Origin of the sequence: Streptomyces sp. NPDC058052, assembly GCF_042885515.1 — a bacterium.
Taxonomy (GTDB): Bacteria; Actinomycetota; Actinomycetes; order Streptomycetales; family Streptomycetaceae; genus Streptomyces.
The window spans coordinates 225,689-250,533 of record NZ_JBHVRX010000010.1; the positions used below are offsets into that span (position 1 = coordinate 225,689).

Consider the following 24,845-nt stretch of genomic DNA (forward strand, 5'->3'; position numbering starts at 1 on the left):
TCCCCGGAATGCGCAGCTACGACCCGGACCTGACGCCCTCCTGGAAGAAGCAGGCCCCCGCCCCCGAGGTCCCGGCCGAACCGGACCTGGTGGTGGAGGAGGTCTCGACCGGTTTCTGCGGGGCCGTGATCCGCTGCGAGGCGGGCACGGTGACGCTGGAGGACCGCTTCGGCAAGCACCGGGTCTTCCCGCTGGACCCGCGCGGCTTCCTCCTGGAGGGCCGCGTGGTGACCCTGGTGCGCCCCGTGTCCGGCGGACCGGCCCGCCCGGCCCGTACGGCCTCGGGCTCGATCGCCGTCCCCGGCGCGCGCGCCCGGGTGGCGCGGGCGAGCCGCATCTACGTGGAGGGCCGCCACGACGCCGAGCTGGTCGAGCGGGTCTGGGGCGACGACCTGCGCGTCGAGGGCGTGGTGGTGGAGTACCTGGAGGGCGTCGACCACCTCCCGGAGATCGTCGCCGAGTTCGCCCCGGGCCCGGACGCCCGCCTCGGCGTCCTCGTCGACCACCTGGTCCCCGGCTCCAAGGAGTCCCGCATCGCCGCCGGGATCACCTCGCCCGACGTCCTGGTGGTCGGCCACCCGTACATCGACGTCTGGCAGGCGGTGAAGCCGTCCGTCCTCGGCATCCGGGCCTGGCCGGAGGTCCCCCGCGGCCAGGACTGGAAGACGGGCACCTGCCGGGCCCTGGGCTGGCCCTCCGACAACACGGGCGCGGTCTGGCAGGCGATCCTGAAGCGGGTCACGTCCTACAAGGACCTGGAGCCGGCCCTGCTGGGCGCGGTGGAGCGCCTGATCGACCACGTGACGGTGGCGTAGTCGCCCCGGCCGCACTCCTGCCGCGCCTCTGCCGCGGGGCACGGGCGGGCGCGACGGGAGGGCGCACGGGCCGCGCCGCCGCCCGGACCCGCCTCCGTCAGTCCACCAGGTCCCGCACCACCGCGTCGGCGAGCAACCGCCCCCGCAGCGTCAGCACGGCCCGCCCGGCGGCGTACGGCTCCGCGTCGAGCAGCCCGTCGGCCAGCGCCCTGCGCGAGGCGTCGAGCCCCGCGGGCTTCAGCAGCCCCAGCTCGACTCCCTCGCGCAGCCGCAGCTCCAGCAGGATCCGCTCGACCCGGCGGTCCTCGCCGGACAGCAGCTCACGGCCGGCGCCCGGCGACCTCCCGGCCCCGAGCGCGGCGGCGTACGCGCCGGGGTGCTTGACGTTCCACCAGCGCACCCCGCCCACGTGCGAGTGGGCGCCGGGTCCGGCGCCCCACCAGTCGGCGCCGCGCCAGTACAGCTCGTTGTGGAGGCAGCGCCCGGCGTCGGAGGTGGCCCAGTTGGACACCTCGTACCAGGAGAACCCGGCCTTCTCGAACGCCTCGTCGGCGATCAGGTACCGGTCCGCGTGCACGTCGTCGTCGGTCATCGGCACCTCCCCGCGCCGGATCCGCCGCGCGAGCTGCGTCCCCTCCTCGACGATCAGCGCGTAGGCGCTGACGTGGTCGGGTCCGGCCCCGATGGCCGCGTCCAGGGAGGCCCGCCAGTCGTCGTCGGACTCGCCGGGGGTGCCGTAGATCAGGTCCAGGTTCACGTGGTCGAACCCGGCGGCCCGCGCCTCCGCGACGCACGCCTCCGGCCGGCCGGGCGTATGGGTCCGGTCGAGGATCTTCAGCACGTGCGGCCGGGCGCTCTGCATGCCGAAGGAGATCCGGTTGAAGCCGCCGGCCCGCAGCTCCTCCAGATACGCCGGGTCCACGGACTCCGGGTTCGCCTCGGTCGTGACCTCGGCGTCCTCGGCGAGCCCGAACTCGTCCCGGATCGCCCCCAGCATCCGGACGAGGTCGCCGGCGGCCAGCAGCGTCGGCGTACCGCCGCCGACGAAGACGGTCCGCACCGGCCGCGGGTCGTCGCCGAGCACCTTCCGGGCCAGCCGGACCTCCTCGACGACCTGCCCCGCGTAGTTGTCCCGCGAGGCGAGCACGCCGCCGGCACCGCGCAGCTCGCTCGCGGTGTACGTGTTGAAGTCGCAGTAGCCGCACCGCGTGGCGCAGTACGGCACGTGCAGATAGAAACCGAGCGGCCGCTCCCCGGCCCCTTCCAGGGCGCGCGCGGGCAGCGCCCCGTCCTCGGGCATGGGCTCACCATCGGGCAGTACGGAAGGCATGGGGTCCATTGTCCCGCACCGCCCGCGGTGGGCGTCCGCCGCCGGGGGCGCCGGCGGATCAGACCTCGCGCGACCCGGCGTACATGTCGTCGATGAGCTCCTTGTAGGTGCGCTCGACGACCGGGCGCTTCAGCTTGAGCGAGGGCGTGAGCTCGCCGTGTTCGATGTCGAGGTCGCGCGGGAGCAGCCGGAACTTCTTGATCGTCTGCCAGCGCTGGAGGCCCTCATTGAGGCGGTCCACGTAGCCCTGGACCATCGTCTCGGTCTGCGGGGCGGCGACGACCTCGGCGTAGGTCTTGCCGGCGAGGCCGTGCTCGGCGGCCCAGCCGAGGAGGGCGGGCTCGTCGAGGGCGATGAGCGCGGTGCAGTAGTTCCGGTCGGCGCCGTGGACGAGGATGTTGGAGACGAACGGGCAGACGGCCTTGAAGTGGCCCTCGACCTCGGCCGGGGCGATGTACTTGCCGCCGGACGTCTTGATCAGGTCCTTCTTGCGGTCCGTGATCTTCAGGTAGCCGTCGGCGGAGAGCTCGCCGATGTCGCCGGTGTGGAACCAGCCGTCGGCCTCCAGGACCTCGGCGGTCTTCTCGGGGAGGCCGTGGTAGCCCTCCATGATGCCGGGGCCGCGGAGCAGGATCTCGCCGTCGTCGGCGATGCGGACCTCGGTGCCGGGGAGCGGCTTGCCGACGGTGCCGGTGCGGTACGCCTCGCCGGGGTTCACGAAGGAGGCGGCGGAGGACTCGGTGAGGCCGTACCCCTCCAGGACGTGGATGCCGGCGCCGGCGAAGAAGTAGCCGATCTCGGGGGCGAGGGCGGCGGAGCCGGAGACGCAGGCGCGCAGCCGGCCGCCGAACGCCTCGCGGATCTTGGCGTAGACGAGGGCGTCGGCGACCTTGTGCTTGGCGGTGAGGCCGAAGGGCGCGGAGGCGGTGCCGGTGCGGCGGAAGTTGTCCTGGGTGGCCTTGGCGTACTCGCGGGCGACGCCGGCGGCCCACTGGAAGATCTTGTACTTGGCGCCGCCGCCGGCGCGGGCCTTGGCGGCGACCCCGTTGTAGACCTTCTCGAAGATGCGGGGGACGGCGGCCATGTAGGTCGGCTGGACCACCGGCAGGTTCTCGATGATCTTGTCGACGCGGCCGTCGACGGCGGTGACGTGGCCGACCTCGATCTGACCGGAGGTGAGGACCTTGCCGAAGACGTGGGCGAGCGGCAGCCACAGGTACTGGACGTCGTCCCGGGTGACGAGGCCGGTGGCGGCGATCGCCTTGGCCATGTACGACCAGTTGTCGTGCGGCAGGCGGACGCCCTTGGGGCGGCCGGTGGTGCCCGAGGTGTAGATGAGGGTGGCGAGCTGCTCGGCGGTGATCGCGGAGACCCGCTCCTTGACCGCCTCGGGGTGCTTCTCCAGGTAGGCGGCGCCGCGCGCCTCCAGCTCGGCGAGGGTGAGGACCCACTCCTCGGAGGTGTCCGCCCCCTCGGCGTCGACGACGATCACGTGGTGGAGGCCGGGCAGGTCGGCGCGGCGCTCGACCGCCTTGGCGAGCTGGGCGGCGTCCTCGGCGATGAGCACCTTCGACTCGGAGTCCGCGAGGATGAAGGCGGACTCGTCGGCGTTGGTCTGCGGGTAGACCGTGGTGGTGGCGGCGCCGGCGCACATCACGCCGAGGTCGGCGAGGATCCACTCGACCCGGGTGGCGGAGGCGAGGGCGACCCGCTCCTCGGGCTGGACGCCGAGGTCGATCAGACCGGCGGCGATGGCGAAGACGCGCTGTGCGGCCTCGCCCCAGCTGAGCGACTTCCAGTCGTCCGGTCCCGCGCCGGAGGCGGCGGGCACCGGATGGCGGTACGCCTCCGCGTCGGGGGTGCGCTCGACCCGTTCGAGGAAGAGCGCCGCGACGGAGGGCGGCCGGTTGTCGATCTGGGTCTGGTTGTCGCTCACGTCGTCCTCCGGGCGGCGGCAGTGCCTCTTGGCGGTGCGGTGGTCGGTGCAACTACGACTCGGTGCGAGTGGGGGCGGCGCGCACGGCTGCGCACACGTAACTAACTCGCGAGTAACCTTCGGGGGGCTTCAGATTAGAGCGCCGTCGCCCGGTACGTAAGGGCCTGTGGATAACGAACGGGTCCGTGCGCCGGTGGCACACGGACCCGTACATGTCGGCCGAGCTGACTACTTCTTGGCCTTGCCGCCGGATTCGTCGCTCGACAGGACGGCGATGAACGCCTCCTGCGGGACCTCCACGGAGCCGACCATCTTCATCCGCTTCTTGCCTTCCTTCTGCTTCTCCAGCAGCTTCCGCTTACGGGAGATGTCACCGCCGTAGCACTTGGCGAGGACGTCCTTCCGGATGGCGCGGATGGTCTCGCGGGCGATGACCCGGGAGCCGATGGCCGCCTGGATCGGCACCTCGAACGCCTGCCGCGGGATGAGCTCGCGCAGCTTGGCGACGAGCCGCACGCCGTACGCGTAGGCGGCGTCCTTGTGGGTGACGGCGGAGAACGCGTCGACCTTGTCGCCGTGCAGCAGGATGTCGACCTTGACCAGGCTGGACGCCTGCTCGCCGGTGGGCTCGTAGTCGAGGGAGGCGTAGCCGCGCGTCTTGGACTTCAGCTGGTCGAAGAAGTCGAAGACGATCTCGGCGAGGGGCAGGGTGTAGCGGATCTCGACCCGGTCCTCGGAGAGGTAGTCCATGCCGATCAGCGTGCCGCGACGGGTCTGGCAGAGCTCCATGATCGCGCCGATGAACTCGCTCGGGGCGAGGATCGTGGCGCGCACGACGGGCTCGTACACGTCGTCGATCTTGCCCTCGGGGAACTCGCTCGGGTTGGTGACCGTGTGCTCGCTGCCGTCCTCCATGACCACGCGGTAGACCACGTTGGGGGCGGTGGCGATCAGGTCGAGGCCGAACTCGCGCTCCAGCCGCTCGCGGATCACGTCGAGGTGGAGCAGACCCAGGAAGCCGACGCGGAAGCCGAAGCCGAGGGCGGCGGAGGTCTCCGGCTCGTAGACCAGCGCGGCGTCGTTGAGCTGGAGCTTGTCGAGGGCCTCGCGGAGGTCCGGGTACTCCGAGCCGTCCAGCGGGTAGAGGCCCGAGAAGACCATCGGCTTCGGGTCCTTGTACCCGCCGAGGGCCTCGGTGGCGCCCTTGTTCAGGGAGGTGATCGTGTCACCGACCTTGGACTGGCGGACGTCCTTCACACCGGTGATGAGGTAGCCCACCTCGCCGACGCCGAGACCGTCGGACGGCGTCATCTCCGGGGAGGAGACACCGATCTCCAGGAGCTCGTGGGTGGCGCCGGTCGACATCATCTTGATGCGCTCGCGCTTGTTGAGCTGCCCGTCGACGACACGGACGTACGTCACGACGCCCCGGTACGAGTCGTACACGGAGTCGAAGATCATCGCGCGGGCGGGGGCGTCGGCGACGCCCACCGGGGCCGGGACGTCCCGGACCACGCGGTCCAGCAGCGCCTCGACGCCCATGCCGGTCTTCGCGGAGACCTTGAGGACGTCCTCCGGCTGGCAGCCGATGAGGTTTGCCAGCTCCTCGGAGAACTTCTCCGGCTGGGCGGCCGGCAGGTCGATCTTGTTGAGGACCGGGACGATGGTGAGGTCGTTCTCCATCGCCAGGTAGAGGTTGGCGAGGGTCTGCGCCTCGATGCCCTGGGCCGCGTCGACCAGCAGGATCGTGCCCTCGCAGGCGGCCAGCGACCGCGAGACCTCGTACGTGAAGTCGACGTGCCCGGGGGTGTCGATCATGTTGAGGATGTGCGTACGTCCCTGCTCCGGCCCCTCGGTGGGGGCCCAGGGCAGCCGGACCGCCTGGGACTTGATCGTGATGCCGCGCTCACGCTCGATGTCCATCCGGTCGAGGTACTGGGCGCGCATCTGCCGCTGGTCGACCACACCGGTCAGCTGGAGCATCCGGTCGGCGAGCGTGGACTTGCCGTGGTCGATGTGCGCGATGATGCAGAAGTTGCGGATCAGAGCCGGGTCGGTACGGCTCGGCTCGGGCACGTTGGTAGGAGTCGCGGGCACGCAGGGTTCTCGTCTCGGGGCGGTGTTCGGAACGGATACGTAGCCCCCATCGTCCCATGCCCACGGCCGGGCGTCCGGTTCGGGCGTTCCCGGGCCTCGTTTGGGTGGCCGGGAGGGCGCCTGATACCGTGGACAGCTGTGTCTCGTATGCCCTCTCAGCTGCGTGGCACATACCTGAAGAAACATCGAACCTGTAAAGGCTCTTTCAGTGGCGAACATCAAGTCCCAGATCAAGCGGAACAAGACCAACGAGAAGGCGCGCCTGCGCAACAAGGCCGTCAAGTCGTCGCTCAAGACCGCGATCCGCAAGGCCCGCGAGGCTGTCGCCGCCGGCGACCTCGAGAAGGCCACCGTGGCCTCCCGTGCCGCCGCGCGTCAGCTCGACAAGGCTGTCTCGAAGGGTGTCATCCACAAGAACGCCGCCGCCAACAAGAAGTCGGCGCTGGCGATCAAGGTTTCCTCCCTCCAGGGCTGAGTCCGGATCTTCTGATCTCAGGCTGTACCCCGGCCGCACGGGACCCAGCGGACCCTCTCTACCGCTCCCGCCCGGCCACCCGGTCCGTACGCGAGACGCGTTCGCCACGCGTGTACGGGACCACAGAGCAGAACGACGAAGGCCCCGGCCGTTCCTTCCCCAGGACCGCCCGGGGCCTTCGCCATGCCCGCGTCCGGACAGACGGGACCTGCGCCCTGCCCGACGCCGGGTGTGCGGGGCCTGAGCCGTGCCCGCCGCCGGGCGTCCGGGGGCTTTCCACCGATGCGGGCGTCCGGGGCCTCGGTCCACGCCCGGCGCCGGGCCTAGGCTCACCGGCATGGCCGCATTCCTGCCGCTGCTCGTGATCGGTGCCTCGATCGCCGGGGTCCTGGCGCTGCTGACCCGTCTGGCGGTGGTGGCGCGTCGCCGCGGCGGCGCCGGCGCGGCCGTGGCGGCGGCGATGGCCGCCCACGACGAGGCGTTCCGCGTCACCGCCCACGAGTCCTACGTGGAGATCCAGGCCCAGGCGACCCGCAAGGCGCCGCTCCTCTCCCCCGACGGCCCCTGGCACTCCCCGTACCCGGCCGGCCCCCGCACCGGCCGCACGGCCGCGCCGCGCACCCGCCGTCGCGGCTCCGGGCTCCGCTTCCCGCGGCACCTGCGCCGCCGGCGCTGACGAGGACGGACCGCCCGGGCCGAAGCGAACGCCCCGCCGCACCGGCGGGGCGCGTCGTCAGGTGCGCCGCATCCTGGCCGCCCGCGCCACCGCGACGACCGCCTTCTCCAGGGCGTACTCGGGATCGTCCCCTCCGCCCTTCACCCCCGCGTCGGCCTCCGCGACGGCCCTCAGGGCCATGGCGACGCCGTCCGGGGTCCAGCCCCGCATCTGCTGCCGGACCCGGTCGATCTTCCACGGCGGCATGCCCAGCTCGCGCGCGAGGTCGGCGGGCCGCCCGCCGCGGGCGGACGAGAGCTTGCCGATGGCCCGGACACCCTGGGCGAGGGCGCTGGTGATGAGGACGGGCGCGACGCCGGTGGACAGCGACCAGCGCAGCGCCTCCAGCGCCTCCGCCGCCCGTCCCTCCACGGCACGGTCGGCCACGTTGAAGGACGACGCCTCGGCCCGGCCCGTGTAGTACCGGCCGACGACCGCCTCGTCGATGGTCCCGTCGACGTCCGCCGTCAGCTGGGTGACGGCGGAGGCCAGCTCCCGCAGGTCGCTGCCGATGGAGTCGACGAGCGCCTGGCACGCCTCGGGCGTGGCGGACCGCCCGAGCGTCCGGAACTCCTGCCGGACGAAGGTCAGCCGCTCCGCGGGCTTCGTGGTCCTGGGGCAGGCCACCTCCCGCGCTCCCGCCTTGCGCGCCGCGTCGAGCAGTCCCTTGCCCTTGGCGCCGCCGGCGTGGAGGAGGACGAGCGTGATGTCCTCGACGGGCGCGTCGAGGTATCCCTTGACGTCCTTGACGCTCTCCGCCGAGAGGTCCTGCGCGTTGCGCACGATCAGCACCTTGCGCTCGGCGAAGAGCGAGGGACTGGTGAGCTCGGCGAGGGACCCGGGCTGGATCTGTTCGGGGGCGAGGTCCCGCACGTCCGTGTCGGCGTCGGCGGCGCGGGCGGCCGCCACCACCTCCCGGACGGCACGGTCGAGGAGCAGGTCCTCCTGGCCCACGGCGAGCGTGACGGGGCCGAGGAGGTCGTCGCTGGAAGTCTTTCTGGTGGCCATCGCGATCCAGCATCCCACGGCCCACCGACAGGGGACCCCGGCGAGGCTCCGGCGGCCGGGCGAGAATGGCCGGGTGAGTGAACGACACGTACTGGTGCTCCCCGACCGCGACGCCGCCGAGGAGGTGGCCGAGGAGCTGTCCGGCCGCTTCGGGGTGGCCGAGGAGCCGCAGCTGGTCCGCGACGCGCTGGCCGGCGAGGACGACGCCGAGGACGCCCAGTGGCTGGTGGTGGTCGAGGACCCGGAGGGCCGGCTCGACCCGTCGGCGCTGGACTCCTTCGCCGCCGAGTACGAGGGCTGGCTGGAGGCCCCCTGACCGCCCCCTGACCTGGCTCGCGCCTCCGGGCCGCCGCGGGCCCGGCAGGATCCGAGAGGCGGCCTAGCCGGCGGCCTTCGGCACGATCTGGATGTCCAGGTCGATGGAGATGCTGGAGCCGACGGCCGCGATGCCCCGCGCGAGCAGGGTCTGCCAGGTGAGCGTGAAGTCCTCGCGGTGGAGTTCGGTGGTGGCGCGGCAGGCGCAGCGGGTCTCGCCCTCCAGACCGCTGCCGAGGCCGAGGTACTGGGTGTCCAGCGTGACCGTGCGGCTCACCCCGTGGAGGCTGAGCGCGCCGGTGACGTTCCAGCGGGTGCCGCCGCGGTGGGCGAAGCGCTCGCTGAAGAACTCGATGGTCGGGTGGACGCCGATGTCGAGGAAGTCGCCGGACCGCAGGTGGTCGTCGCGCATCTGGACGCCGGTGTCGATGGAGGCGGCGTCGATGACGACGTGCATCGCGGACTGCTCCACGCGGTCGGCGATCCGTACCGCGCCGGCGAAGCTGTTGAACCGTCCGTGGATCCGGGCCAGTCCGATGTGCCGGGCGGTGAAGCCGATCTGGGAGTGGGCGGGGTCGATCTCCCAGTCGCCCGGCTCGGGCAGCGGCGGCTGCGGCGCGACCTGGAGCTGGACGTCCCCGAGGTCGGCGTGGGCGCCCTGGTCCACCACGGCGGTGGCGTGGTGCGGGGTGTACCCGTCGGAGGTGACGGCGATCCGGTACTCGCCGGCCGGGACCGTGGCGAGGAGGGTGCCGTACGGATCGGTCTCCCCTCCCAGCACCTTGCGTCCGGCCGCGTCGGTGAGCGCGAACTCCGCCTGCCGCAGCGGCTCGTGCACGGGGTCGAGGACCCGGCAGCTCAACACCCCGGCCGAGGCCGGCACGGTCACCCCGGCGAGGGCACCGCCCCGGCCGGCGGCGACGCCGCTCCCGCGCTTCCCGAAGAGACCACCGAACATCCTCCACGCACCCCCGTGCGACTCGTTCACTATGCAACGAGTCCACATTCGATCATCCATGGGATGTTCGAGGCAAACGCGCCCTTATTACCGGCGAGTCCGAATTATGGATTCCGCTTCTCCGCCCCCGGTACGACCGGCAGCTCGTCGAGCACGATGCCGAAATGCTCCCGGTACGCCTCGCGCAGCTCCTCGTCCGTGCCCAGCTCCCGCTCCGCGCGCTCGCCGGCCGCGGTCCGGTACAGCTTCCGGCCGCCGATGCTGACCCGGCCGTCCTCGGTGAGCAGGGAGCAGATCACACCGCGGGTGAAGTGCGACTCCGGCGAGGTCCGGTGGTACCAGGCGCCGGCCGTGAAGTCCGCCAGCACCCGCGGCCGCGGCTCCAGCCGGTACTGCGGCTTGCCGTCCCGCACCACGTCGAGGTCCCCGTCCGCCCCCGGGACCTCGACGATCACGAAGACTCCCGAGGGGTCGGCCTGCTCCCCCCGCTCGTCGAAGGCGAGCGGATGGTGGCTGTGGTCCCCGAAGCCCACGTCCGCCAGCAGGCGGCCTCCGTCCTCGGTCTCCACCAGCAGGGCCATGTGGTCGTACGGGATCCCCACCCGTCCGTCCGGGCCGTGCACCCGCGCCTGGAGCAGCTCGACCCGGTAGCCGAGCGCCCGGAGCAGCGCGGCGAAGGCGCTGTTCAGCTCGTAGCAGAACCCGCCCCGCCGGGCCACGGCCACCTTGTCGACCAGCGCCTTCTCGTCGAGGACGATGTCCTCCCCGAGGTGGATGGACAGGTTCTCGAAGGGCACGGTCAGCAGGTGCCGCAGATGCAGCTCCCGCAGCGCCCCGGCGTCCGCCCGGTCCGGCCGTGCGGCGCCGATGCGCTCCAGGTACTGGTCCACGGCGGCGTCCGGCAGCCCCGCGGCCTTTTCATGATCGGTCATGGGGGCAGTCTGCCCGCTCGCCCGGCGTCAGGGGGTGGTGGTGGCCGGTTCCCGTTCCTGGGTGGGCAGTTCACGCATCCGCGGGAGCGGCGAGGGCAGCAGCCACAGGACCGCGAAGACCGCGCCCACGGTGGCGATCCACAGGGTGGGGCGGACGCCTATGGAGGCGCCCAGCACGCCGCCGACGAGGGCGCCGATCGGACGGAAGCCGTGGTTGAGGGTACGGAAGGCACCCATGACCCGGGCCCGCATGGTGTCGGGGATGAGGGCCATCTGGAAGGAACCGGCGGCCACGTCGACGATCATCACGCCGGCGCAGGACAGGAACTCGGCGGCGAAGAGCACACCCACCACGAGCGGCAGCGGCCCGTCCGCGGCGGGGATGAGCACCAGCGGCAGGGTGAAGCCGAGGAAGCCGGCGACGAGCGAGCCGCCGATGCCGATCCGGCGGACGACCATCCCGCTGCACGCCGCTCCGAGCAGGCCGCCGACGGCACCGGTGCCGAGCACCAGGCCGAGCAGCCCCGCGCCGAGGCCGAGGTCCTTGGTCACGTAGAGGACGAAGAGGGTGTGGAACATGTAGTTGAAGAACTGGACCGTGCCGGAGGCGGCGAAGAGCGCCCGCATCGACGGCTCCCTCAGCACCCAGCGCATCCCCTCGCTGAAGTGCCCCTTGGCCACGGGCGCCGGAGCGGGCTCGACCGGCCGGATCTTGGCCAGGTAGCCGGCCGACACCAGGTAGGTCAGGGCATCCACCAGCAGCGCCAGGGGGGCGGTGAACACCTGCACCAGAACGCCGCCGATGCTGGGCCCGGCGAGCCAGGCCATCGAACGGCTGCCGTTCACCAGCGAGTTGGCCTGCACGAAGCTCGTGGTGGGGACGAGGGAAGCGAAGATCGTGGAGTTGCAGACCTCGAAGAGCACCGACAGGGCGCCCACCCCGAGGGCGACGACGTAGAGCTGAACGAGCGTCAGCATGTCGAGGGCGTAGGCGACGGGCAGGGTGAGGAGCAGCGCGGCCCGCCCCAGATCCGTGGCGATCATGATCCGGCGGCGGTCGGCCCGGCGGTCGACCCAGGCGCCGAAGGGCAGGTTGAGCAGCAGGGCCGGCAGGAGTTCGAGGGTCTTGAGCCAGCCCATCTGGGCGGCGTCGGCCCCGAGGATCAGCACGGCGGCGAGCGGCAGGGCCATCAGGGATATCTGGTCGCCGACGAGCGAGACGGTCTGCCCCATCCAGTAACGGCGGAAGGTCCGCTCGCGCAGCAGCGCCGGAACCCGTGCGGTGAGGGCCATCCCTGTCACTCCTTCTCGCTGTCGGTGCTGCTGTCGGTGCCTGCGTCGCCGGCGCCGGCGGTGCCGCTGTCGACCGTGTCGCCGTCGGCGTCCAGGTAGGCGATCTTCAGGAAGCTGACGGGCTGCGCGCCGGGGGGCCGGAGCGCGGGGTCGTCCTGACGGGCCTCGTAGGGGAGGAACAGCTCGTCGATCCGCTCCTTGAGGGAGGCGAGCTCCTCGGGGGTGAGGTACACCAGGGTGTCCCCGAACACCTCGGCCTCCCGCCACTCCTTCGGCACGTCCGTCCGGAGGGAGAAGGCCCGCGCGAACCGGGAGAAGTAGAGCTCGGCGGCGGCCACGCTCAGCGCGTCGGTCGCCTGGGCGATCGCGGGGTCCTCGCTGTGGTTGGGCCACTCGGTGTACTTGGCGGTGGCCTGCCAGGGCTTCTCCCTGCCGCGCCCGCCGGGCGCCTCCTCCACGAGCCCGTACTTGGCGAGTATCCGGAGGTGGTACGAGCAGCTGGCCACCGATTCGCCGGTCAGTTCGGCGGCCCGGGTGGCAGTGAAGGGCCCGTGCCGGCGCAGCAGTCCGACGAGGGTCATCCGCAGGGGGTGGGCGTAGGCCCGCAGGGCCCGGGGGTCGGTCAGCTCGACACTGTGGGCCTTCTCGCCCTCGGGCTGCGGTGCGCTGTTCTCCGGCATGATGTAAAGCTATCTATAGAAAGACTTCTTTACAAGCACTTCTTTAGAAGCGTTTCGCTCCTCACCACCCCCGTGCCACGGCCACCAGGCCGCTCCCCGCGCCCGCCACGGCGATCGCTCCGTCCCGGTCGGTCCGCAGCACCCGCGCCCCGCCGGCCCGCAGCGCGGCGAGCGTCCGCGGCGACGGATGGCCGTACGGGTTGTCCCGCCCCGCCGACACCAGGGCCAGCCGTGGCCGCACCGCCGCGGTCAGCCCCGGATCCTGGTGCGCGGACCCGTGATGCGCCACCTTCAGCACGTCCACCGCGCCCAGCTCCGGGTGCGCCCGCCACAGGGCCCGCTGCGCCGGCGGCTCCAGATCGCCGAGGAGCAGCACGCTCACCCCGCCCGGGCCCCGGACCAGCAGCGTGACGCTGGAGTCGTTCGCCCCTCCGTCCGACGGCCCCGGCCCGGCCTGCGGCCACAGCACCCGCCACTCCAGCGCCCCGGCCCGCCGCCGCTCCCCCGGCTCCGCCCGCACCACCGGCACCCCCGCCGCACCCGCCACCCGCCGGACGAACTCCGCCTGCCCGGGCGGCTCGTCGAGCCCCGTGACCTGGACGGCCCCGACGGTCCGGCCTTTCAGCACCCCCGGCAGCCCGGCCACATGGTCGGCGTGGAAGTGGGTCAGCACCAGCAACGGCACCTGTCTCACCTCCAGTTCACGCAGACAGCGGTCCACCGCCGCCGGATCCGGCCCGGCGTCCACGACCACCCCCGCGCCCTCGCCCGCCGCGAGCACCGTGGCATCGCCCTGCCCCACCTGGCACATCGCGAACACCCAGCCCGGCGGCGGCCATCCGGTCACCCAGCGCACCAGCGGCACCGGCCGCGCCACCACGAGCACCAGCAGCACGACCACCGCGACGATCGGCCAGGTCCGGTGCCGCAGCCGCCGCACCCCGGCCACCACCGCGCCCGTGACGAGCGCCAGCGTCGCCCCGCCCCACCAGCCGCCGGGCCACGCCAGCTCCGCCCCCGGCAGCTCCGCGCCGGCCCGGGCCACGCCCGCGATCCACCCGGCGGGCCACCCCGCCACCCACGCCGCCGCTCCCGCGCCCGCCGCCCACACCGGCGCCACCGCGAGTGCCAGGAAGCCGAACACCGTCGCCGGCGCCACCGCCAGCTCCGCGAAGAGGTTCGCCGGGATCGCGACCAGACTCGTCCGGCCCGCGAAGACCACCACGACCGGCGCCGTCACCGCCTGCGCGGCGAGCGCCGCGGCCAGCGCCTCCGCGAGCCGCCCCGGCACCCCGCGCCGCCGCAGCGCGTCGCTCCACCCCGGCGCCACCACCAGCAGCGCCCCGGTGGCCAGCACGGACAGCAGGAACCCGTAACTCCGCGCCAGCCACGGGTCGTACAGCACCAGGAGCAGCACCACCGCGGCCAGTGCCGGGATCAGCGACCTCCTGCGGCCGGTGGCGATCGCCAGCAGCGCGACCAGCCCGCAGGCCGCCGCCCGCAGCACGCTCGGCTCGGGCCGGCACACGACCACGAACGCCAGCGTGAGCCCCGCCCCCGCCAGCGCGGTCCCCCGCAGCGAGAGCCCGACCCGCGGCGCGAGCCCGCCGCGCTCCGCCTGCCGCGCCCGCCCCGGACGTCCGACGAGCAGGAGCAGCACGATCGAGAGGTTGCTCCCGCTCACGGCCAGCAGGTGCGTGAGGTCGGTGGCCGCGAAGGCGTCCCGCAGCTCGGTGCCGATCCGGGAGGTGTCCCCGACGACCAGGCCGGGCAGCAGCGCCCGCGCGTCCGGGGCGAGCCCGTCGGTCGCCGCGCGCAGTCCGGCCCGCAGTTCCCCGGCGTTCCGCTGGAGCGCGCTCGGCGCCCCCACGATCCACGGAGCCCCCGACCCGGGCTTGAGCACGGCCGCGTACGGATCCCCCGGCTCCCTCGGCGGTGCGAAGCGGGCACCGACCCGGAGCCGGGTGGACGGCAGCAGTCGCAGCCACGCGTCACGCCCCTCCCCCGGCGGCACGATCAGCAGCACCGGCGCCCGGGTCCGCACGGCCGTGCCGCCCGCCCGCTCCACCCGCACCACCTCGGCGTCCATCACCACCGACACCGGCACCATCGCCCGCCCGCTCACACGGGGCCGGGTGAGCCTCGGGTCCGAGGTCACCCTCACCTCCGCCCAGGCCCTGCCGTACTCCTGGGCCAGCACGGGCACCGGGCCCCGCCGCAGATCCGCCGCGTGCAGCCCCGCCGAGGCCGCGCCCGCCGCGGCGCACAGCAGCACCCCCGCCCACGCGGTGGCCCGCAGCCGCCACCCGGGCGCCCTCGCGCCGCTCCTCCCCGGCCCACCGGCGGGTCCGGGGTCGCGCTCCGCGCCTGCCTCGGGCACGGGATCCCGTCCCCCGGTCAGCCGCCGCGCCACCTCCGGCGCCAGCAGCGCCGCCGCTCCGGCGAGGCAGAGCCCGACAGCCGCGACCGTCCACCAGCCGGCCACGCCCAGCGCCGCGGCGGCGGCCGCCCAGGCGGCCAGCGCGGGCGGGACGAGCCGCAGATCGGCCGGCTCCTCCCGGTGCGCCTCCTCCTCACGGAGCCCGTCCGCCACCGGATCGCCCCGGGTCACGGCCGCACCAGCGGCTGGAGGTCCGCGTAACGCCGCTCGCCGATCCCGTCGACCTCGCGCAGCTCCTCGACCGCGCGGAACCCGCCGTGCTCCGCACGGTGGTCGACGATCCGCCGGGCGAGCACCGGCCCCACCCCCGGCAGCCCGTCGAACTGCTCGGCCGTCGCCGTGTTGAGGCTCAGCGGCACACCGCTCCCGCCCGCCCCACCCGGCCCCGGCCCGCCACCGCCGGACCCGCCACCGACCACCGCCCCCGGCACCCCGACGAGCACCTGCTCGCCGTCGAACAGGACCCTGGCCCGGTTGAGCCCCGTCAGATCCGCGCCCGCCCGCACTCCTCCGGCGGCCTTGAGCGCGTCCGCGACCCTCGACCCGGCCGGCAGGGTCAGCACCCCCGGCCTGCGGACCTTCCCTCCCACGTCGACGACCACCTCCGCCGGGGCGGACGCCTCCCCCGGCCCCGCGGAGGACACCGAGGACACGGAGGACACCGAGGACGCCGCAGGAGAAGCCGCCCCCGGAGCGGCACGCACCACCTCCGGCGCGCGCACCGGCTCGGGCCGCCCCGCCCAGAAGAAGCCCCCGGCGGCGCACGCGGCCACCACCAGGACGACGGCGAGCGCCGCCAGCGACCGCGGCTCCAGCCCGCACCGCGTCTGCACCCACAGCGGCAACCGCTCCCGCACCGCCGCCCGCCACGCCCGCTCCCCCGCGCCGGCGGCCCCCGCCCGCCCGACGGGCCCACGGACCTCCGGTTCCTCGGCGACCGCCGGCTCCCCGACCACCGCCGACACCGGCACGACAGGAGGGAACAGCGCGTCCCCCCGCTCCCGTACGACCCCCACCTCTCCCCCGGCCCGGCCCGGCGGCGCGAGCACCCGCCTCACCCGCGCCCGCCGCCGGGCCCGCCCCGACGGCGCACCCCGACGAGGCCCCGGGGAACCGGGCGACCCGCTCCTGGCCCCGGTCCCGGCCCGTGACGACGACGCGGACACCGAGGGCGACGAGGCCGACGAGGGCGACGAGGAACGCGCAGACGCCGAAGAAGACGATGAACTCGAAGAGCGCGATGAACTCGAAGAAGTCGAAGAAGTCGAGGAAGTCGAAGAACGCACAGAGGACGAAGGGCGCGAGGAAACCACACGAAGATCCATGTCTGCGACGGTAGGGTCCGTCGCGGCCCCGTGCCGTCGCCCTCCGACTTCCGTGGAGGGCGACGCTCCTGTGGACAACTCCCTCACCCACAAGGGTGAGAAGGCCGCGCTCAGCGTGGCGAGACGACCACCGCGAGCAGCCCGGGCCCCGTGTGCGCGCCGATGACCGCGCCGACCTCGCTGACGTGCAGGTCGGCGATGCCCGGCACCCGCTCCCTGAGCCGTTCGGCCAGCGCGTCGGCCCGCTCGGGCGCGGAGAGGTGGTGGACGGCGATGTCCACGGGGCCTGAGCCGGCCTGCTCCACCGCGAGCTCCTCCAGCCGCGCGATCGCCTTGGAGGCGGTCCGCACCTTCTCCCGCAGCTCGATGCGGCCGCCTTCGAGTTCGAGGAGCGGCTTCACCGCGAGCGCGGAGCCGAGCAGCGCCTGCGCGGTTCCGATGCGGCCACCCCGGCGCAGGTAGTCGAGCGTGTCGACGTAGAAGTAGGCGGAGGTGTTCCCGGCGCGCTTCTCGGCCGCCGCGACCGCCTCGTCGAGCGAGCCGCCTGCCTCGATGACCTCCGCCGCCGCGAGGGCGCAGAAGCCGAGGGCCATGCCGATCATGCGCGTGTCCACGACCCGTACGGGGACGGGGGCGTCCTTCGCCGCGAGGACGGCGGCGTCGTAGGTGCCGGAGACCTCGGCGGAGAGGTGGAGGGAGACGATCCCGCACGCGCCCGCCTCCGCGGCCTCGCGGTAGGTGGCGGCGAAGACCTCGGGACTGGGCCGGGAGGTGGTGACGGACCGCCGCTTCTGCAGTGCTTCGGCGAGCGATCTGGCGGAGATCTCGGTGCCCTCCAGGAGGGCGCGGTCGCCGATGACGACGGTCAGCGGGACCGCGGTGATGGCGTGCCGCTCCATCGTCTGGGGTGGCAGGTAGGCCGTTGAATCGGTGACGATCGCGACATGCCGGGACATGAGCGGGAGGTTACCCGCCGCGACCGCCGCTCGGCAGCCCGGCCCCGGTCACAGCCGGTCCGACGATCCCACAGGAACCCTTTCGGCGCCCACGACCGGCCGGCCGGCGGACGCGACACGGCGAGCCGCGGGCCCCGAACGACAAGCCGAGGGCAGCGGACGACGAGCCGGCGGACCCGGAAACAGTCGGTCGGCCGACAGACTCCGCCCGGCCCCGCCAAGAGGCCGGAACGGCCGGCCCGCCGACCGGCCCCGGGCGGTCAGCCCGCGGACTCCGGACGGGCGGTCTTCTCCCACGGGTACGCGGTCGTCCGGGGGTCGGGCGCGGTGATCGCCTGCGGCGTCTCGCCGGCCTGCGGCTGCCCGTGCGGCGTCGGGGCCGACTCGTACCAGGCCGTCTGCTCGGCCTCCGGTCCGGTCGTCTCCCGGCCGGTGGTGGTCCAGTGGCGCAGCGCGCCCGTCTCGACGTCGATCTGGGCGCTCAGCGTGTCGAGGTCGTCCTCGGCGAACCGCAGGGCCCGGTCGCGGGCGGCCTGGCGCAGCGCGTCGGCGGAGCCCGTGATCCGCTCGGTCCGCTCGGTGAGCGCGGGCAGCTGCCCGGCCACGTACGCCTTGTCCGGCTCCCGCTCCAGGCGCTTGAGGTCCTCGTCCAGCTCACGGCCGTGCGCGCTGAGCCGGGCGAAGAGGTCGAGCGACTCGCGCAGCGAGGCGTCCTCGACGGCGCCCGCCTGGAGCGCGTCCTGGGTGGCCCGCATCGAGGTGCGCAGGGAGAGCCGCAGCTTGGCCAGCTCGGCGGCGACGCCGGCCTGGCCGAAGCTCTTGGCCCGCAGGGTCGTGTCCTCGACGGTCCGGCGGGCCTGGTCGAGGGTGCGGTCGACGCCGCGCTTGGCCGCCTTGGCGACCTTCACCGTCGCGTAGACCCCGAGCGCCACGAACGCGAGGAAGAGCAGCGCCAGGATCGTGACAATCGTGGCTTCCATGTGGGCGGCTCCTCAGTCTCCGTCGGCGTCCCACGGCTGTGGTTCTTCCACGGTAAACGGAACGGGCAGGCCGGAGGTTCCATCGGAACCCCCAACCTGCCCGTAGGGGAAACCCCTGGGTCCCTCGTGGCACTCAGGCCACGATGTTCACCAGCTTCGGCGCGCGCACGATCACCTTGCGGATCTCGGCGCCGCCGAGGGCCGCCACGACGTGCGGGTCGCCCAGCGCCAGCGCCTCCAGGTCGGCGTCGGAGATCGACGGCGAGACCTCCAGGCGGGCCCTGACCTTGCCCTTGATCTGCACGACGCAGGTCACGGTCTCGTCGACGACGTACGCCGGGTCGGCGACCGGGAAGTCCTGGTGGACGACCGAGTCGCTGTGGCCCAGGCGGCGCCACAGCTCCTCCGCGATGTGCGGGGCGAGCGGGGCGACCAGCAGGACCAGCTGCTCGGCGACCGGGCGGGAGACCGCGGCGCCGCCCTTGGTGAGGTGGTTGTTCAGCTCGGTGATCTTGGCGATCGCCGTGTTGAAGCGCATCCCGGCCATGTCCTGGGAGACGCCGTCAATCGCCTTGTGCAGGGCGCGCAGGGTGTCGTCGTCGGGGGCGGTGTCGGCGACGGTGACCTCGCCGGTCGCCTCGTCGACGATGTTGCGCCACAGCCGCTGGAGCAGGCGGTACTGGCCGACCACCGCGCGGGTGTCCCACGGGCGGGAGACGTCCAGCGGGCCCATCGCCATCTCGTACAGGCGCAGGGTGTCGGCGCCGTACTCGACGCAGATCTCGTCCGGCGTCACGGCGTTCTTCAGGGACTTGCCCATCTTGCCGAGGACGCGGCTGACCTTCTCGCCCTCGTACCAGTACGCGCCGTCGCGCTCCTCGACCTCGGCGGCCGGCACCGCGATGCCGCGGGCGTCGCGGTAGACGAACGCCTGGATCATGCCCTGGTTGTAGAGCTTGTGGAAGGGCTCGGCCGAGGAGATGTGGCCCAGGTCGAAGAGGACCTTGGACCAGAAGCGGGCGTACAGCAGGTGGAGCACGGCGTGCTCGGCGCCGCCGACGTACAGGTCGACACCGCCGGTGGGCATGGACTCGCGCGGGCCCATCCAGTACTGCTCGATGGCCGGGTCGACGAGCTTCTCGTCGTTGTGCGGGTCCAGGTAGCGCAGCTCGTACCAGCAGGAACCGGCCCAGTTGGGCATGGTGTTGGTCTCGCGGCGGTACTTCTTCGGCCCGTCGCCCAGGTCGAGGGTGACGTTGACCCACTCCTCGTTGCGGGAGAGCGGGGTCTCGGGCTGGGTGTCGGCGTCGTCCGGGTCGAAGGTCCGCGGCGAGTAGTCCTCGACCTCGGGCAGCTCCAGCGGGAGCATCGACTCGGGCAGCGCGTGGGCGACGCTGTCCTCGTCGTAGACGATCGGGAAGGGCTCGCCCCAGTACCGCTGGCGGCTGAACAGCCAGTCGCGGAGGCGGAAGTTGACGGTGCCCTCGCCGATGCCGCGATCGGCCAGCCAGTCGGTGATCTTCGCCTTGGCCTCGACGACGCCCAGGCCGTCCAGGGAGATCTCGTCGTTGGCGGAGTGGACCAGCTTCGCCTCGTACGAGCCGAAGGCGTCGTCCCAGGTGGACGGGTCGGTGCCGCGGTCGTCGCTCGGCTCGACGACGCAGCGCATCGGCAGCTCGAAGGCGCGCGCGAAGGCGAAGTCGCGCCCGTCGTGCGCGGGGACGGCCATGATGGCGCCGGTGCCGTAGCCCATGAGGACGTAGTCGGCGATGAAGACGGGGACCCGCTCGCCGCTGACCGGGTTGGTCGCGTACGCGCCGGTGAAGACGCCGGTCTTCTCCTTGGCGTCGGCCTGCCGCTCGACGTCGGACTTGGAGGCGGCCTGCTTGCGGTAGGCGTCGACGGCCTCGGCGGGGGTGGCGTGCCCGCCGGTCCACACGGCGTGGGTGCCCTCGGGCCACTCGGCCGGGACGATCTTCTCGACCAGGTCGTGCTCCGGCGCCAGGACCATGTAGGTGGCGCCGAACAGGGTGTCCTGGCGGGTGGTGAAGACGGTGATGGCGCCGGTGTCGCCGACCTGGAAGTCGACGCGGGCGCCCTCGGAGCGGCCGATCCAGTTGCGCTGCTGCAGCTTGATGGCCTCGGGCCAGTCCAGGCCGTCGAGGTCGTCCAGCAGGCGGTCCGCGTAGGCGGTGATGCGCATGTTCCACTGGCGCAGCTTGGCCTTGAAGACCGGGAAGTTGCCGCGCTCGGAGCGGCCGTCGGCGGTGACCTCCTCGTTGGCGAGGACGGTGCCCAGGCCGGGACACCAGTTGACCGGCGCGTCGGAGGCGTACGCCAGGCGGTACTCGCCCAGGACGTCGGCGCGCTCGGCGGCGGACAGCTCGCCCCACGCGCGCGTGGCGCCCGGAATCTCACGGGTGCCGTTCTCGAACTGCTCGATCAGCTCGGCGATCGGGCGGGCCTTGGCGGCCTCGGTGTCGTACCAGGAGTTGTAGATCTGCAGGAAGATCCACTGGGTCCACTTGTAGTACTCGGGGTCGATCGTGGCGAACGACCGCCGCTTGTCGTGGCCCAGGCCCAGCCGGCGCAGCTGGGCCTTCATGTTCTCCATGTTGGCCTCGGTGGACACGCGCGGGTGCGTGCCGGTCTGCACCGCGTACTGCTCGGCGGGCAGGCCGAAGGCGTCGAAGCCGAGGGTGTGGAGCACGTTGTGGCCGCTCATGCGCGCGTGGCGGGCGAAGACGTCCGTGGCGATGTAGCCGAGCGGGTGGCCGACGTGGAGGCCCGCACCCGAGGGGTACGGGAACATGTCCATGATGAACTTCTTGGGCCGGGCGGCGAGCTCGGGATCGCCCGCCAGGTCACCGGAGGGGTTCGGCGCCTCGTAGGTGCCCTCGGCGTCCCAGACGTCCTGCCAGCGTGCCTCGATGTCGGCGGCCATGGCCGCCGTGTAGCGATGCGGGGCCGCCGACTCGGCGGCCGTGTTGATCTCGGTCATGGTCCTAGAAGCTCCATCGATCGTCTCTGCCCACTGCCACGAACTGCCACGAAATGAAAAATCCCCTCGCACAGGAGGGGACGCCGCGCCGACTCCGAGGGGGTCTCTTCCGCCCGTCGGGACTGGTCAGCGCGGCTCGATAAGCAGGAGGCGTACGGCACGCATGGCGCCAGGGTACCGCAGCGCCCGCACGGGCCGCATCGATGTCCACCGGCGGCGGGAACGACGAAGCGGGCCATCCGGTGTGGATGACCCGCTTGTCTTCTGTGGAGCTAAGGAGAATTGAACTCCTGACCTCCTGCATGCCATGCAGGCGCTCTACCAACTGAGCTATAGCCCCGTGTCAAGTTGTGCGGCGATCAGTTTACCGCAGAAGCGCTGAGAGCCATCCGGTGTGGATGGCCCGTCTGCCTTCTGTGGAGCTAAGGAGAATTGAACTCCTGACCTCCTGCATGCCATGCAGGCGCTCTACCAACTGAGCTATAGCCCCTCAAGATCGTCCCCGCCCGGTTCCCTCTCGGGTCTTCCTCGCGGCGACGGACAGAACAGTAACCGTCCGCCGGGCAGAACTCCAAATCCGTTTCCCGGGCGCTGTCGGAGGCTCCGGGTAGGGTCGCCCCCTGTGTCCCCCTCCGCACCTTCCCCGTCCCGCGCCCGGCCGTGGCCCCTGGTCGCCGCCGCGGCGGTCTGCCTGTTCTCGTTCGCGGCCTTCTGGGTGGCGCAGCGCGTCGCCCACGTGAACATGCTCGACGTGATGGTCTACCGGGCCGAGGCCGAGACGCTGCGGGCCGGCGGCGACCTGTACGCGATGCGCGCCACCTCGGCGAACCTGGCGATGACCTATCCGCCGTTCGCCGCCGTGCTGTTCCTGCCGCTGACCCTGGTGGACGTGCCGCTCATGCGGACGCTCTCCACGGCCGGGAACCTGCTGCTCGTGGTGGCCCTGGTGCGGCTCTCGCTCCGGCTGGTCCGCCCGGCGCCGGCCACGCCCGAGCGGCGGGCCGACCTGTGGCGTACGACACTGTGGGTCGCGGCGGTCGTGGTCTGGTGCGAGCCGGTGTGGACGACGCTGCGGTACGGGCAGATCAACCTGCTGGTCGCGGTGGCCGTGCTGTGGGACTTCACGCGCCGCGAGGGGAACCGGTGGGCCGGCCTGGGCATCGGCCTGGCGACCGCGGTGAAACTCACACCGGGCCTCTTCGTGGTGCTGCTCCTCGCCGCCGGCCTGCTGCTGTGGCGCCGCGACCGGGGGATGAACCAGTGGCTGCGCACCGCGCTGACCGCGACCGGGGCCTTCCTGGTCACGACGCTGGCCATGGTGGTGGCGCTGCCCGCGGACTCGAAGACCTTCTGGACGCGGACGCTGTTCGAGACGGGCCGGGTCGGGCACAAGGAGGAGACCGCCAACCAGTCCCTCAGCGGCGTCCTCGCCCGGCTGATGCACACGGACGAGCCCGGCCTGTGGTGGCTGGCGGCGGCGGTGCTGCTGGGCGGCGCGGCGATGGCGCTCGCGGTCCGGGCCGCGGTGCGCGGCGACAGGGCGGTGGCCGTGGTCGTCACCGCGTTCGCGGCGCTGATGGTCTCCCCGATCTCCTGGTCCCACCACTGGGTCTGGTGCGTGCCGCTGCTGATCCTGCTGCACGACCGCGCCACGCCCTCCTTCGGCCCGGTGGCCCGGGTGGTACCCCCGGCGTGGCAGGCGACGGGCGCGGTGGGGCTGGCCTTCGCCTCGTTCGCGCTGTGGTGGGTGCCGCACGACCCGGGCCGTCCCGAACTCGACCAGAACGCGGGCCAGATGCTGCTGTCGGCGGTCTACCCGCTCACGGCGACGGCGGTCTTCGCCGGCTACGCGCTGGTGGTGTGGCGGACGAGGCGCACGCCGCGCATCCCGGGGCCTCGCCGCGAGACCGTCGTGGCGCGCGAGCCTCAGGCCGTGGCGAAGGAGTAGAACCGCTTGAGGGTGCAGTGCTCGTCGAGGAGCCGGCCGTAGATCGGCTCCCCCTCGAGCTCGCGGTAGGTCTCGATCGGGTCGCCTTTTATGATCAGCGCCCGCGCGCACTCCTCGCACCAGTACTGGTAGTCGGGGTTGACGGGGTCCATGTCCCGCACGATGGGCGTGCCGCTGCCGCACCAGTCGCACTTCCGCCTGTGCGCACCCAAAGGCCACCCTCCCGTCCGGACCTGATCCCCCTCCGGCCGTCCGATTCTGCCATGGCGGGGCGGCCGCCCAGAAGTGACAAAACGACAGATCCCGCCCCCCTTGCTGGGGGACGGGATCCGGTGACTGTGGAGCTAAGGAGAATTGAACTCCTGACCTCTTGCATGCCATGCAAGCGCTCTACCAACTGAGCTATAGCCCCTCGTGTTCTTCACGCTCAGCGCTGCGAACAAGAAGAACTTTAGCCTGTGACCTGCCGGAAAGTGAAATCCGGGCCGCCGGGGCCCGGCCCGGGGTGTCAGGTGTCGTCGCCGAGGACCGGCTCGGGCAGCGAGCCGGCGTTGTGCTCCAGCAGGCGCCAGCCGCGCGCACCCTGGCCGAGGACGGACCAGGAGCAGTTGGAGACGCCTCCCAGGCTCTCCCAGTGGTGCGGCTCCAGACCGAGGAGCCGGCCGATGGCGGTCCGGATGGTGCCGCCGTGGCTGACCACGACCAGGGTGCCGTCCTGCGGGAGCTTGTCGGCGTGCTCCAGGATCACCGGGGCGGCCCGGTCGGCCACCTCGGTCTCCAGCTCGCCGCCGCCCCGGCGCACGGGCTCGCCGCGCTTCCAGGCGGCGTACTGCTCGCCGTACCGCGCGACGATCTCGTCGTGCGTGAGTCCCTGCCACTCCCCCGCGTACGTCTCGCGCAGCGCGGCGTCGTGGGCGACGGTGAGCCCCGTGAGCGCGGCCAGCTCGGCGGCGGTGGCCGCCGTCCGCTTCAGGTCGGAGGCGACGATCGCGTCGGGGCGCAGGGCGGCGAGCAGCCGGGCGGACCGGCGGGCCTGGTGGATGCCGGCTTCCGTGAGCCCGATGTCGGTCGAGCCCTGGAAGCGGCGCTCCAGGTTCCAGGAGGTCTGGCCGTGGCGCCACAGGACGATACGGCGGCCGGTGCCGCCCTTGGCGGCGCTCAGCTCAGCTCACCGTCCACCGCCGTGTCGGCGCCGGTCAGGGCGGCGTGCTCGGCCGCCTTGCCGCGGGTCTTGACGGCGTCCTCGGGGAGCGGCAGCTCGGGGCAGTCCTTCCACAGCCGCTCGAGGGCGTAGAAGACACGCTCCTCGCTGTGCTGCACGTGGACGACGATGTCGACGTAGTCGAGGAGGATCCAGCGGGCGTCGCGATCGCCCTCGCGGCGCACCGGCTTGGCGCCGAGCTCCTTCTGGAGCCGCTCCTCGATCTCGTCGACGATCGACTTGACCTGGCGGTCGTTGGGCGCGGAGGCGAGCAGGAAGGCGTCGGTGATCGACAGCACGTCGCTGACGTCGTACGCGATGATGTCGTGAGCGAGCCGGTCGGCCGCCGCCTGGGCGGCGGCGTTGACGAGCTCGATGGAGCGATCCGTGGCGGTCACAAGCAGGCTTTCGTCGGCGGTCCAGTACCCCTCCAGGGTCTC

Annotated in this window: 21 protein-coding genes and 3 tRNA genes; 5 read left to right on the forward strand and 19 right to left on the reverse strand. The window is 72.8% G+C overall.

The annotated features are described in order from the left end of the window. Nucleotides 1–8 precede the first annotated feature (8 nt). Nucleotides 9–815: a DUF3097 domain-containing protein gene (locus ACFVU3_RS17040; RefSeq protein ID WP_390066846.1), complete on the forward strand. Its 807-nt coding sequence runs from the start codon at nt 9–11 to the stop codon at nt 813–815. A gap of 97 nt (nt 816–912) precedes the next feature. On the opposite strand, the gene hemW is transcribed toward ACFVU3_RS17040, so the two are convergent. The 3 genes from hemW to lepA form a co-directional block, all read right to left on the reverse strand. Then, nucleotides 913–2,154 (reverse strand): radical SAM family heme chaperone HemW, encoded by a 1,242-nt coding sequence (hemW, locus tag ACFVU3_RS17045; protein ID WP_390066848.1) that lies wholly within the window; start codon nt 2,152–2,154, stop codon nt 913–915. 49 nt (nt 2,155–2,203) lie between these two features. After that, a complete protein-coding gene (locus ACFVU3_RS17050; protein WP_390066850.1) occupies nt 2,204–4,081 on the reverse strand; it encodes an AMP-dependent synthetase/ligase in 1,878 nt (625 codons plus the stop codon). Nucleotides 4,082–4,309: 228 nt separating this feature from the next. Beyond that, on the reverse strand, nt 4,310–6,178 hold the full coding sequence (gene lepA / locus ACFVU3_RS17055) for a translation elongation factor 4 (RefSeq protein WP_390066852.1): 1,869 nt from the start codon (nt 6,176–6,178) through the stop codon (nt 4,310–4,312). Nucleotides 6,179–6,386: 208 nt separating this feature from the next. On the opposite strand from lepA, the gene rpsT reads away from it, so the two are divergent. Then, nucleotides 6,387–6,653 carry a 30S ribosomal protein S20 gene (gene rpsT / locus ACFVU3_RS17060; RefSeq protein WP_390066854.1) on the forward strand — a complete coding sequence of 89 codons (267 nt, stop codon included), beginning with the start codon at nt 6,387–6,389 and terminating at the stop codon, nt 6,651–6,653. 337 nt (nt 6,654–6,990) lie between these two features. Further along, nucleotides 6,991–7,329, forward strand: coding sequence for a hypothetical protein (locus tag ACFVU3_RS17065; RefSeq protein ID WP_390066856.1), 339 nt, complete (start codon nt 6,991–6,993; stop codon nt 7,327–7,329). Nucleotides 7,330–7,386: 57 nt separating this feature from the next. Here ACFVU3_RS17065 and holA read toward each other — a convergent pair whose 3' ends face one another. Beyond that, a complete protein-coding gene (gene holA / locus ACFVU3_RS17070; protein ID WP_390066858.1) occupies nt 7,387–8,376 on the reverse strand; it encodes a DNA polymerase III subunit delta in 990 nt (329 codons plus the stop codon). Nucleotides 8,377–8,449: 73 nt separating this feature from the next. On the opposite strand from holA, the gene ACFVU3_RS17075 reads away from it, so the two are divergent. Next, nucleotides 8,450–8,692: a hypothetical protein gene (locus tag ACFVU3_RS17075; RefSeq protein WP_390066860.1), complete on the forward strand. Its 243-nt coding sequence runs from the start codon at nt 8,450–8,452 to the stop codon at nt 8,690–8,692. 63 nt (nt 8,693–8,755) lie between these two features. On the opposite strand, the gene ACFVU3_RS17080 is transcribed toward ACFVU3_RS17075, so the two are convergent. From ACFVU3_RS17080 to ACFVU3_RS17130, 11 genes are all read right to left on the reverse strand, one after another. Continuing rightward, on the reverse strand, nt 8,756–9,649 hold the full coding sequence (locus ACFVU3_RS17080; RefSeq protein ID WP_390066862.1) for a YceI family protein: 894 nt from the start codon (nt 9,647–9,649) through the stop codon (nt 8,756–8,758). Nucleotides 9,650–9,753: 104 nt separating this feature from the next. Next, complete coding sequence (locus ACFVU3_RS17085; RefSeq protein WP_390066864.1) at nt 9,754–10,581, reverse strand: arylamine N-acetyltransferase; 828 nt, start codon at nt 10,579–10,581, stop codon at nt 9,754–9,756. A 27-nt stretch (nt 10,582–10,608) separates the two neighbouring features. Further along, on the reverse strand, nt 10,609–11,874 hold the full coding sequence (locus ACFVU3_RS17090) for an MFS transporter (protein ID WP_390066866.1): 1,266 nt from the start codon (nt 11,872–11,874) through the stop codon (nt 10,609–10,611). Between the two features lie 5 nt (nt 11,875–11,879). Then, nucleotides 11,880–12,554, reverse strand: a complete 675-nt coding sequence (locus tag ACFVU3_RS17095; RefSeq protein ID WP_390066868.1) for a winged helix-turn-helix domain-containing protein — start codon at nt 12,552–12,554, stop codon at nt 11,880–11,882. Nucleotides 12,555–12,615: 61 nt separating this feature from the next. Next, nucleotides 12,616–15,165, reverse strand: coding sequence for a ComEC/Rec2 family competence protein (locus ACFVU3_RS17100; protein WP_390066871.1), 2,550 nt, complete (start codon nt 15,163–15,165; stop codon nt 12,616–12,618). Next, nucleotides 15,162–15,965: a helix-hairpin-helix domain-containing protein gene (locus ACFVU3_RS17105; protein WP_390066873.1), complete on the reverse strand. Its 804-nt coding sequence runs from the start codon at nt 15,963–15,965 to the stop codon at nt 15,162–15,164. Before ACFVU3_RS17105 ends, ACFVU3_RS17100 begins: the two co-directional genes overlap by 4 nt. Nucleotides 15,966–16,429: 464 nt before the next feature. After that, nucleotides 16,430–17,275 carry a DegV family protein gene (locus tag ACFVU3_RS17110; protein WP_390066875.1) on the reverse strand — a complete coding sequence of 282 codons (846 nt, stop codon included), beginning with the start codon at nt 17,273–17,275 and terminating at the stop codon, nt 16,430–16,432. Nucleotides 17,276–17,535: 260 nt separating this feature from the next. Then, a complete protein-coding gene (locus tag ACFVU3_RS17115; protein ID WP_390066877.1) occupies nt 17,536–18,255 on the reverse strand; it encodes a hypothetical protein in 720 nt (239 codons plus the stop codon). A 133-nt stretch (nt 18,256–18,388) separates the two neighbouring features. After that, complete coding sequence (leuS, locus tag ACFVU3_RS17120) at nt 18,389–21,256, reverse strand: leucine--tRNA ligase (RefSeq protein ID WP_390066879.1); 2,868 nt, start codon at nt 21,254–21,256, stop codon at nt 18,389–18,391. A 267-nt stretch (nt 21,257–21,523) separates the two neighbouring features. Then, nucleotides 21,524–21,596: transfer RNA gene (locus ACFVU3_RS17125), tRNA-Ala, on the reverse strand. Nucleotides 21,597–21,673: 77 nt separating this feature from the next. Further along, nucleotides 21,674–21,746: transfer RNA gene (locus ACFVU3_RS17130), tRNA-Ala, on the reverse strand. Nucleotides 21,747–21,878: 132 nt separating this feature from the next. Between ACFVU3_RS17130 and ACFVU3_RS17135 the strand changes: the two genes are divergently transcribed. Beyond that, nucleotides 21,879–23,204 carry a glycosyltransferase 87 family protein gene (locus tag ACFVU3_RS17135; protein ID WP_390066880.1) on the forward strand — a complete coding sequence of 442 codons (1,326 nt, stop codon included), beginning with the start codon at nt 21,879–21,881 and terminating at the stop codon, nt 23,202–23,204. Here the strand turns inward: ACFVU3_RS17135 and ACFVU3_RS17140 are convergent. From ACFVU3_RS17140 to rsfS, 4 genes are all read right to left on the reverse strand, one after another. After that, nucleotides 23,183–23,416: a hypothetical protein gene (locus ACFVU3_RS17140; RefSeq protein WP_030494108.1), complete on the reverse strand. Its 234-nt coding sequence runs from the start codon at nt 23,414–23,416 to the stop codon at nt 23,183–23,185. The genes ACFVU3_RS17135 and ACFVU3_RS17140 overlap by 22 nt on opposite strands. A gap of 127 nt (nt 23,417–23,543) precedes the next feature. Continuing rightward, nucleotides 23,544–23,616: transfer RNA gene (locus ACFVU3_RS17145), tRNA-Ala, on the reverse strand. A gap of 96 nt (nt 23,617–23,712) precedes the next feature. Next, nucleotides 23,713–24,366 carry a histidine phosphatase family protein gene (locus ACFVU3_RS17150; RefSeq protein WP_390066934.1) on the reverse strand — a complete coding sequence of 218 codons (654 nt, stop codon included), beginning with the start codon at nt 24,364–24,366 and terminating at the stop codon, nt 23,713–23,715. Further along, nucleotides 24,363–24,803: a ribosome silencing factor gene (gene rsfS, locus ACFVU3_RS17155; RefSeq protein ID WP_390066886.1), complete on the reverse strand. Its 441-nt coding sequence runs from the start codon at nt 24,801–24,803 to the stop codon at nt 24,363–24,365. The genes ACFVU3_RS17150 and rsfS overlap by 4 nt, the downstream gene beginning before the upstream one ends. Nucleotides 24,804–24,845: the final 42 nt, after the last annotated feature.